General features: G+C 70.8%; 7 protein-coding genes and 1 pseudogene. 7 read left to right on the top strand and 1 reads right to left on the bottom strand.

Annotation, left to right across the window (positions count from 1 at the left end; translation table 11 throughout):
• Positions 1–1,184, bottom strand: a pseudogene (locus tag GT354_RS19845) (hypothetical protein); the annotation flags it as partial.
• Between the two features lie 244 nt (positions 1,185–1,428).
• Between GT354_RS19845 and argC the strand changes: the two are divergent.
• From argC to argH, 7 genes are all read left to right on the top strand, one after another.
• Complete coding sequence (gene argC / locus GT354_RS19840) at positions 1,429–2,457, top strand: N-acetyl-gamma-glutamyl-phosphate reductase (protein ID WP_161357639.1); 1,029 nt, start codon at positions 1,429–1,431, stop codon at positions 2,455–2,457.
• On the top strand, positions 2,454–3,608 hold the full coding sequence (argJ, locus tag GT354_RS19835; protein ID WP_161357638.1) for a bifunctional glutamate N-acetyltransferase/amino-acid acetyltransferase ArgJ: 1,155 nt from the start codon (positions 2,454–2,456) through the stop codon (positions 3,606–3,608). Before argC ends, argJ begins: the two co-directional genes overlap by 4 nt.
• Positions 3,609–3,643: 35 nt before the next feature.
• Positions 3,644–4,570: an acetylglutamate kinase gene (argB, locus tag GT354_RS19830; protein WP_161357637.1), complete on the top strand. Its 927-nt coding sequence runs from the start codon at positions 3,644–3,646 to the stop codon at positions 4,568–4,570.
• On the top strand, positions 4,567–5,763 hold the full coding sequence (locus GT354_RS19825; protein WP_161357636.1) for an acetylornithine transaminase: 1,197 nt from the start codon (positions 4,567–4,569) through the stop codon (positions 5,761–5,763). Before argB ends, GT354_RS19825 begins: the two co-directional genes overlap by 4 nt.
• Before the next feature lie 38 nt (positions 5,764–5,801).
• Complete coding sequence (locus GT354_RS19820) at positions 5,802–6,350, top strand: arginine repressor (protein ID WP_161357635.1); 549 nt, start codon at positions 5,802–5,804, stop codon at positions 6,348–6,350.
• Between the two features lie 173 nt (positions 6,351–6,523).
• Positions 6,524–7,717, top strand: coding sequence for an argininosuccinate synthase (locus GT354_RS19815; RefSeq protein ID WP_161357634.1), 1,194 nt, complete (start codon positions 6,524–6,526; stop codon positions 7,715–7,717).
• Positions 7,714–9,125 (top strand): argininosuccinate lyase (gene argH / locus GT354_RS19810; protein ID WP_161357633.1); only part of this gene is annotated, 1,412 nt, incomplete at its 3' end. The genes GT354_RS19815 and argH, both read left to right, overlap by 4 nt.

The raw sequence follows: 9,125 nt of genomic DNA, 5'->3' as shown, positions 1-9,125 counted from the left end.
CCGTGCATGAAGTCGCCGCCGACCTTGAGCACGTACACGGTTTGCACCAGGGCCGCGGCCAACGGGGTCGCCACGAGGACCCACGTGCGGCGGTCGGCGGGTCGACGCCGCGCCAGGGCGAGGCCGACGACCACGAGCATCAGGATCAGCGGGATCCACAGGTAGTACGGCTTGACGTAGTCGGTCAGGTAGTCCCAACCGCGTCCCCACAGCGAGCCCGACGCCTCCTTGGTGAGGGCGGGCATGGGGAAGATCAGGCCGTAGTAGCCCATCCGGAAGATCTCGTACGCGGCGGGCAGGAAGCCGGCGCAGACCAGCATCGCCAGGGCCTGCGGCCAACGGGCCTTGATCAGCACGAACTGGGCGACGAGCAGGACGACCATGGTCAGGCCCAGGTCGGGGCGGACCAGGGGGCCCAGGCCGAACCAGAGGCTCAGCGCGAGGGTGCGGCGCATCGAGTGCTCGCCGACCGGGCGCAGCCAGGTTCCGACGAGCAGCCACCAGGACAGCCCGATCCAGAACATGATCAGGCCGGTTTCCATGCCGGCGGTGGCGAAGTCCCACACCGACGGGATGGCGACGAAGACCAGGGCGCCGGCGGGCAGGAGCAGGCGGGTGACGGCCATGCCCCGAAACATCCGGCGGGTGCCGTCGAGGGAGAGCCACAGGCCGGCGATCGCCAGGATCAGGCCGGTGTAGACGGCGGTGGGCGCGTAGTCGAACGGGGTGATCGCGCCCAGGAGCGAGAGCAACCACTGCCACAGGGTGCTGGTGGAGGTTTCGACGCGTTCGCCGACGCTGTACACGGGGCCGTGGCCGGCGAGGATCTGGCGGACCGCGCGGGTGAAGATCAGGCCGTCGTCGGTGATCCAGCGCTGGTGCCAGCCCATGATCGCGAAGATCAGGGTGGGCAGCCCGAGGGTGATCAGGTCGGGCCACGCGATGCGGGTGCGGTCGGCCGCCGGCGTCTTGGTGCGGCCGCTTCGGACGAGGAAGCCGCCGAGGAAGAGGCCGGCGCCGGTGACGCGGTCGCCGGGGGAGCTGTCGTCGGATGCGCCGTCGGTGGGTGGTGCCGTCGTGTCCTGGTCCGGCGGCGAGGGTGTCTCGTCGCTCGGGGACTCTGGGTCCGTGCCTGTGGCGCGTGCGGCGCCGGCGGGCCCGGAGGTGCCGGGGGGAGGGGTCACGTCGTCTCGTTCGTTTCCTGGGCGGGCGCGCCCGCCGGCTGCTGCGTCGCCGTGCCGTCCCGCCGGCTGTCGGCTGCCCCCTGGGGGGCGCGTATCCGAAGTGGGCCGATCCTAACGCACCGGGTACGCGCCCTATGGGGGCGGATCAGGGGAGGGCAGGCTTGCCTTGGTGCAGGCGTCACGCAACGTACTTGCATAGAATTCCGGTGATCCGTATAGTCATGCTCCTCACGAGGAGGCGGTAATGGGGGCCAAGGCGGCACTGGCCGGGGCGAGCGGATATGCGGGCGGGGAAATCCTGCGCCTGCTGCTCGCGCACCCGGAGATCGAGATCGGCACGCTCACGGCGGGGTCCAACGCGGGCCGACGCCTGGGCGAGCTGCAGCCGCACCTGTTGCCGCTGGCCGAGCGCGTGCTCGCGGAGACCACCGTCGAGAACCTCTCCGGTCACGACGTCGTGTTCCTGGCTCTCCCGCACGGACAGTCCGGCGCGCTCGCGGCGCAACTGGGCGACGACGTGCTCGTGGTGGACTGCGGCGCCGACTATCGCCTGAGCGACCCGGCGGATTGGGAGGAGTTCTACGGATCCTCCCATGCCGGGACATGGCCGTACGGACTGCCCGAGCTTCCGGGTGGGCGCGACGCGCTGCGCGAGACCAGGCGGATCGCGGTGCCCGGCTGCTACCCGACGGTGTCGCTGCTGTGCACGGTGCCCGCGCTCGCGGCCGGCCTGGTCGAGCCCGACTGGGTCGTGGTGGCCGCGTCGGGCACGTCGGGGGCCGGCAAGGCGCCCAAGACGCACCTGCTCGGCAGCGAGGTGATGGGCTCGGCGAGCGCCTACGGCGTAGGCGGGGTCCACCGACACACCCCCGAGATCCTCCAGGGTCTGCGGGCGGTCACCGACGAGCACGTCACGGTGTCATTCACCCCGACCCTGGTGCCCATGTCGCGCGGCATCCTGGCGACGTGCACCGCCAAACTGAAGCCGGGCGTCGACGCCGAGGCGGTGCGAGCGGCCTACGTCGCGGCCTACGCCGGTGAGGACTTCGTGCACGTGTTGGCCCAGGGCCAGTGGCCCGCGACCGCGATGGTCTACGGCGCCAACACCGCCGTGATCCAGGTCACCGTCGACGAGCGGGCCGGCCGGGTGGTCGTGGTCGGCGCGATCGACAACCTCGCCAAAGGCACCGCCGGCGGCGCGATCCAAAGCACCAACATCGCCCTCGGTCTGCCCGAGGGCCTGGGACTGAGCAAGACGGGGGTAGCGCCGTGAGCGTCACCGCAGCAAAGGGCTTTCGGGCTTCCGGCGTGGCCGCAGGACTCAAGAGCACGGGCCTGCCCGACGTCGCGCTCGTCGTCAACGACGGCCCCTCGATCGCCGGCGCGGCCGTGTTCACGTCCAACCGCGTCAAGGCCGCGCCCGTGGTGTGGTCCGAGCAGGTGGTCAAGGCCGGTCAGGTGCAGGCGGTGGTGCTCAACTCCGGTGGCGCCAACGCGTGCACCGGGGCCGAGGGCTTTCGCAACACGCACGCGACGGCGGAGAAGGTCGCCGAGCTGCTCGGGTTGAACGCGGGTGAGATCGTGGTGGCCTCCACCGGCCTGATCGGTCTGCAACTGCCGATGGACAAGCTGCTTCCGGGCGTCGCCAAAGCCGCCGCCGCGCTCGGCACGGAAGGTGGCGAGGACGCGGCGATCGCGATCAAGACCACCGACAGCGTGCACAAGCAGGCCGCGGTCGTCGACCCCGCGGGGTGGACGGTCGGCGGCATGGCCAAGGGCGCGGGCATGCTCGCGCCGGGCCTGGCCACGATGCTCGTCGTGCTCACCACCGACGCCGCCGTCGACGCCGCGACGCTGGACGCGGTCCTGCGCGGCGCCACGCACACCACGTTCGACCGGATCGACTCCGACGGCTGCATGTCCACCAACGACACGGTGCTGCTCATGGCGTCGGGGGCCTCCGGTGTCGAGCCCGACCTCGAGGCGTTCGCCGAGGCCGTGCGCGCGGTGAGCGGCGACCTGGCCCGGCAGTTGATCGGCGACGCCGAGGGCGCGAGCAAGGACATCCGCATCGACGTCGCGGGAGCGGCCACCGAGGCCGACGCCCTGGAGGTCGCCCGCAGTATCGCCCGCAACAACCTGTTCAAGTGCGCGGTGCACGGCGAGGACGCCAACTGGGGCCGGGTGCTCTCGGCGATCGGCACCACCACCGCCGCATTCGACCCCGACCGGCTCGACGTCGCGTTCAACGGGGTGTGGGTGTGCCGCAACGGCTTCGTGGGCGAGGACCGCGAATTGGTCGACATGACCCCGCGTGAGACGCACATCGTGGCGAATCTCAACGCGGGCGACGCCGCCGTGACCGTGTGGACCAACGACCTCACCGCCGACTACGTGCACGAGAACTCGGCGTATTCGTCATGATCGGCACGGACAGCCAAGGGGCGAGGGGGAGCGGGATGCGGACCGAACCGGCCGGTGCACAGGCACGAAACAACGCGGCACTGTCGAAGGCGCACACGCTGATCGAGGCGCTGCCGTGGCTGGAGCGGTTCTACGGCAAGACCGTGGTGATCAAGTTCGGCGGCAACGCCATGGTCGACGACGCGCTCAAGCAGGCGTTCGCGCAGGACCTGGTGTTCCTGCGTTTCGCCGGGCTGCGCCCGGTGATCGTGCACGGCGGCGGCCCGCAGATCAGCGCCCAGCTGGATCGGCTCGGCATCGAGTCCTCGTTCGCGGGCGGCCTGCGGGTCACCACGCCCGAGGCGATGGATGTGGTGCGGATGGTCCTCGCGGGCCAGGTGCAGCGCGAGATCGTCGGCCTGATCAACCGGCACGGGCCGTTCGCGGTCGGGATGACCGGCGAGGACGCGCACACCATGACCGCCGAGAAGCGACACGCGATCGTCGACGGCGAGCCGGTCGACATCGGCCTCGTCGGTGACATCGTCGAGGTCGACCCGGGCGCGATCAAGGCGTTGCTGCACGACAACCGGATACCGGTGATCTCCTCGATCGCCCGCGGCGCCGACGGCCACGTCTACAACGTCAACGCCGACACCGCCGCGTCCGCGCTCGCGGTCGCGCTCGGTGCGGAGAAGCTCGTCGTGCTCACCGACGTCGAGGGCCTGTACGCCGACTGGCCCACCAGCGACGAGGTGATATCGAGCCTGGACGCCGACGAGCTCGAAGCGCTCATGCCGAAGCTGTCCACGGGCATGCTCCCCAAGATGGAGGCGTGTCTGCGGGCCGTGCGGGCGGGCGTGCCCGCCGCGCACGTGCTCGACGGGCGGGTCGCGCACTCGCTGTTGTTGGAAGTGTTCACCGACGAGGGAATCGGGACCATGGTCGTCCCCGCTCGGGACAAGAAGGGGAGCCAGTCGTGACCGGCGAGCTGACACAGCGGTGGAACCACGCGCTGATGAACAACTACGGCACCCCGCGTGTCGAACTGGCCAGTGGCAGCGGCGCCAAGGTGGTGGACACCGACGGCAACACCTACGTCGACTTCCTCGGTGGGATCGCGGTCAACTCGCTCGGCCACGCGCACCCGGCGATCGCCGCCGCGGTCACCGCGCAGTTGGCCCGGCTGGGGCATGTGTCCAACCTCTACATCGCCGAGCCGCCGGTCGCGCTCGCGGAGCGCCTGCTGGGCCTGTTCGGGCGCCAAGGGCGGGTCTACTTCGGCAACTCGGGCGCCGAGGCGAACGAGGCCGCGTTCAAGATCGCCCGGCGCACCGGTCGGCCGCAGATCATCGCCGCCGAGGGCGGCTTCCACGGCCGCACGATGGGCGCGCTCTCGCTCACCGGGCAGCCCGCCAAGCGCGCACCGTTCGAACCGCTGGTCCCCGGCGTCGACTTCGTGCCGTTCGGCGACGTCGAGGCACTGCGGGCGATGGTCGGCCCGCAGACGGCCGCGGTCGTCCTGGAACCCATCCAGGGCGAGAACGGCGTGGTCGAGCCGCCCACCGGCTACCTCGCCGCGGCGCGCGCGATCACCGCCGAGCACGGGGCACTGCTGATCCTGGACGAGATCCAGACCGGCATAGCGCGCACCGGAGCGTGGTTCGCACACCAGCCGTTGGGCGTGGAGCCCGACGTCGTCACGCTCGCCAAGGGCCTCGGGGGCGGGCTGCCGATCGGCGCCTGCGTGGCGTTCGGCGCGGCGGCCGAGCTGTTCGAACCCGGCCAGCACGGCACCACGTTCGGCGGCAACCCGGTGTGCTGCGCGGCGGCGCTCGCGGTCTTGGACACGATCGAGAACGAACGGTTGTGCGAGCGCTCGGCGCGCCTGGGCGAGGTGCTTCGAGTGGGCATCGAAAAAATCGCCCATCCGCTGGTCGGCCAGGTAAGCGGAACGGGCCTGTTGATCGGTATCGTGCTCACCGCACCGGTGGCAACGGCCGTGCAGAAGGCGGCGCAGGACGCGGGCTTCCTCGTCAACGCCGCCGTGCCCACCCGGGTCAGGCTCGCCCCGCCGCTCGTCGTCGACGAAACGGACGTGGACGCGCTGCTCGGGGCCCTGCCCGCAATCCTGGACGCCGGCCTCGCAGCCGCCCCCGCCGGAGGAACACCGTGACCCACACCCGACGACGCCGACGCTAGGCGAGGCCGTCCATGAGCAGCGAGCGAAACAGCGAAGCGACCCCGGTCGAGGGCGTGTACGCGGTGCCCAGCACCCGGATAGCCCGACACCGGCGGATCGTCGACATCCTGACCCGGCACCGGGTCAGGTCGCAGAATCAACTCGCCAGGCTGCTCGCCGAGGACGGCCTCGCCGTCACTCAGGCCACGCTGTCGCGCGACCTCGACGAACTCGGCGCGGTGAAGATCCGCGACGGTGAGGGATCGCTGATCTACGCCGTTCCGGCAGAGGGCGGCGACCGCACCCCCCGGGCGCCGCTCGAGGATTCCGCGGTCGAGGGACGGCTGTCGCGACTGGCCGGGGAACTGCTGGTCTCCGCCGAGGCGTCGGGCAACCTCGTGGTGGTGCGCACACCGCCCGGGGCGGCCCAGTTCCTGGCGTCGGCGATGGACCACGCCGAGTCGCGGTTGATCCTGGGCACCATCGCCGGTGACGACACCATCCTGATGGTCTCGCGAGATCCCGAGGGAGGCGCGGCGCTGGCCGCCCACCTGTTGGCCCTCGCGGAGAACCGCACGTAGGCATCGCGGCGCCCAGGCACGCAGGCGGCCCGGAACTCCGGCGCCCCGGTATGTCCGGCATCCGTGCTCGGGCACGGGTCGGGCCGACACACTTTGCGCCACCGTCGGAGTGCTCGGCTCCGGCGAACCCGGCACCCCATCCGCCGGCCCACACACACCGAAGGAGAACGCTCGTGACCGAGCGCGTAGTACTCGCCTACAGCGGGGGGTTGGACACCTCCGTCTGTATTCAATGGATCGCCGAGGAGACCGGCGCCGAGGTCATCGCGGTGGCCGTCGACGTCGGCCAAGACGGCGAGGACCTCGACATCATCCGCAAGCGCGCGCTCGCGTGCGGCGCGGTCGAGGCCGAGGTCGCGGACGCTCGCGACGAGTTCGCGAACGAATACTGCCTGCCGGCGATCCAGGCGAACGCCCTCTACATGGACCGCTACCCGCTGGTCTCCTCGCTCTCTCGTCCGGTCATCGTCAAGCACCTGGTCGCCGCCGCCGAGAAACACGGCGCCGGCACGGTCGCGCACGGCTGCACCGGCAAGGGCAACGACCAGGTCCGCTTCGAGGTCGGCATCTCCTCGCTCGCACCCGAGCTCACGTGCATCGCCCCGGTCCGTGACTACGCGATGACCCGCGACAAGGCGATCGCGTTCGCCGAGGCGAGGAACCTGCCGATCGCGACCACCAGGAAGTCGCCCTACTCGATCGACCAGAACGTCTTCGGGCGGGCCGTGGAGACCGGCTTCCTGGAGGACATCTGGAACGCGCCGATCGAGGACGTGTACGAGTACACGCAAGACCCGGCCACCCCGCGCGAGGCCGACGAGGTCCTGATCACCTTCGAGCGCGGCGCGCCGGTCGCCATCGACGGCCGGCCGGTCTCGGTGCTCCAGGCGATCGAGCAACTCAACCGGCGCGCCGGCGCCCAGGGCGTCGGTCGGATCGACATGGTCGAGGACCGGCTCGTGGGGATCAAGAGCCGCGAGGTCTACGAGGCCCCGGGCGCGATCGCACTGATCACCGCGCACCAGGAGCTGGAAAACGTCACCGTCGAACGCGAACTGGCCCGCTACAAGCGCACCGTAGAGCAGCGCTGGGCCGAACTGGTCTACGACGGCCTGTGGTTCTCGCCGCTCAAGCGGGCCTTGGACGGCTTCGTCGCCGAGGCCAACGAACACGTGTCCGGCGACATTCGGATGACGTTGCACGGCGGTCGGGCCGTGGTGACCGGTCGGCGCAGCGAACAGTCGCTCTACGATTTCGACCTCGCCACCTACGACACCGGCGACACGTTCGACCAGTCGCAAGCCAAGGGCTTCATCGAGCTCTTCGGTCTCTCCACCAAGATCGCAGCCAGGCGGGACAACGCATGAGCAACAGCCAAGACCGGGTCAGCCTGTGGGGCGGCCGCTTCTCCGGCGGTCCCTCCGAGGCCCTCGCCCTGCTCTCCGCCAGCGTCCACTTCGACTGGCGCCTGGCCCCCTACGACATCGCCGGTTCGCGCGCGCACGCCCGGGTGCTGCACAAGGCCGGGCTGCTCTCCGACGACGAGCTGACCCGCATGCTTGCCGGGCTCGACACGTTGGAGAAGAACGTCGAGTCCGGTGACCTGGTCGCCACGATCGCCGACGAGGACGTGCACACCGCCCTGGAGCGCGGTCTGCTGGAGATCCTCGGCCCCGACCTGGGCGGCAAGTTGCGCGCGGGCCGCTCGCGCAACGACCAGATCGCCACCCTGGGTCGGATGTACCTGCGCGACCACGCGCGGATCCTGGGCCGGCTGCTCGCCGACCTCCAGGAGGCGCTGGTAGAACAGGCCGCCGCGCACCTGGACGTGGTCATGCCGGGCCGCACCCACCTGCAGCACGCCCAGCCGGTGCTGCTCGCGCATCATCTGCTCGCGCACGTCCAGGCGTTCGCGCGCGACGCGGACCGGCTGCGCGACTGGGACCGGCGCGCCGACGTGTCGGCGTACGGGTCCGGCGCGCTCGCGGGTTCCTCGCTCGGGCTCGACCCCGAGATGATCGCCCGCGAACTCGGGTTCTCCGCGTCGGCGGCGAACTCGATCGACGGCACGGCCTCGCGCGACTTCGCCGCGGAGTTCGCGTTCGTCACCGCGATGCTCGGCGTGAACCTGTCCCGGCTCGCCGAGGAGATCGTCATCTGGAACACGAAGGAGTTCTCCTTCGTGACCCTGGACGACGCCTTCTCGACCGGCTCCTCGATCATGCCGCAGAAGAAGAACCCGGACATCGCCGAGCTTGCGCGCGGCAAGTCCGGGCGGCTGATCGGCAACCTGACGGGTCTGTTGGCCACGCTCAAGGCGCTGCCGCTGGCCTACAACCGCGACCTGCAGGAGGACAAGGAGCCGGTCTTCGACTCGTGCGACACGCTCGAAGTCCTGCTTCCGGCGTTCACCGGCATGATCGCCACGCTGCGCTTTCACCGGGATCGGCTGGAGGAGCTGGCCCCGGCGGGCTTCTCGCTCGCGACCGACATCGCCGAGTGGCTGGTGCGGCAGGGCACGCCGTTCCGGGTCGCGCACGACGTGGCCGGCGCGTGCGTGAAGTACTGCGAACCGCGCGGCATGGAGCTGTGGGACCTGACGGACGACCAACTCGCGGAGATCTCCCCGGAGTTGACCCCCGACGTACGCACCGTGCTGACCGTGCTGGGCTCGGTGGCCTCGCGCGACGGCCGCGGCGGCACCGCCCCGGTGCGAGTCGCCGAACAGCTCGCCGAGGTCCGTGCGGGCCTCGCCGTCCAGCGCGACTGGGCGGC

Source organism: Streptomyces sp. SID3343, from assembly GCF_009865215.1.
Lineage (GTDB): Bacteria > Actinomycetota > Actinomycetes > Streptomycetales > Streptomycetaceae > Embleya.
This window is presented reverse-complemented; position numbering and strand designations above follow the sequence as displayed.

Excerpts from the sequence above, each read along its gene's own strand:
- GT354_RS19820 (WP_161357635.1), top strand. The coding sequence starts at position 5,802 with ATGAGCAGCGAGCGAAACAGCGAAGCGACCCCGGTCGAGGGCGTGTAC.
- argC (WP_161357639.1), top strand. The coding sequence starts at position 1,429 with ATGGGGGCCAAGGCGGCACTGGCCGGGGCGAGCGGATATGCGGGCGGG.
- argB (WP_161357637.1), top strand. The coding sequence starts at position 3,644 with ATGCGGACCGAACCGGCCGGTGCACAGGCACGAAACAACGCGGCACTG.